Source organism: Micromonospora orduensis, assembly GCF_006228125.1.
Classification (GTDB): Bacteria; Actinomycetota; Actinomycetes; order Mycobacteriales; family Micromonosporaceae; genus Micromonospora; species Micromonospora orduensis.
The window spans coordinates 1-933 of sequence record NZ_VDFY01000016.1; the positions used below are offsets into that span (position 1 = coordinate 1).

Here is a 933-nt window from a genome sequence, read left to right on the forward strand (position 1 = left end):
CGGCGACGAAACGCACCATGTCCAGCAGCCAGTCTCGATCGGTACGCAGACGCAGGTGGGCCGCGCCGGCGCCACGCAGCGCGGCGGCGATCGCGGCCCGCTGGGCGGCGGCAGCCTCGGCGTAGCGCTGCCGCAGCCGCGGGTCGGCGGTCTGCACCTCGTGCAGCTCGCCACTCTCCGGGTCGACCACCGGCAGCACCCCCACGTCGGGCAGCTCCAACTCGCGCGGGTCGACCACCTCGATCGCCAGCACGTCGTGTCGTACGCGCAGCTTGCGCATCGGCCGGGACCACTGCTCGGCCGGGGCGAGGAAGTCCGAGACCACCACGGCCACGCCGCGTCGGCGGGGCGGGCGGTTGAGCATCTCGATCAGGGCGCCCAGGTCACCCCGGCCGGGTTGGATGGCGGCGCCGGCGACGGCACGCAGCAGGCCCTGCGCCTCCTTGCGGCCGGAGCGGGCCGGCAGCCGGGTGAACACCCCGGGCCCGACCGGCGGTGGTCCGCCCCGCCACCGCCGGGCCGGGGCGGACGCGCCGCCGCCGGTGCCGATCACGGCGCCGATGCGGTTGCCGCCCCGCACGGTCAGGTGGGTGATCGCGGCGGCGGCGGCCACCACCACCTCGCGTTTGAGCCACTGCCCGGTGCCGAAGTCGAGGCTGGCCGACAGGTCCAGTGCCAGCCAGGTCTCCAGTTCCCGGTCGGCGACCGTACGCCGCACGTGCGGCGTCGTGGTCCGTGCGGTGACCGGCCAGTCCATCCGGCGAACGTCGTCGCCGGGCCGGTACTCGCGCGACTCCCCCGCCTCGCTGCCCGGGCCGGGGAGCAGGCCTGCGTAGTCGCCCTGCAGGAGGCCGTCGAGCTTGCGGGTGACAAGCAACTGGAGCCGGGACAGCACTGCCTCACTGCGGTCGGCGAGAGGGGCGGGGCGAGGGG

The 933-nt window shown here is 76.0% G+C and carries 1 protein-coding gene; it reads right to left on the reverse strand.

Going from position 1 to position 933, the window contains the following annotated elements:
- A partial coding sequence (locus FHG89_RS00100) for a DUF58 domain-containing protein (protein ID WP_244295026.1) occupies positions 1-895 on the reverse strand: 895 nt, incomplete at its 3' end.
- Between the last annotated feature and the right edge of the window lie 38 nt (positions 896-933).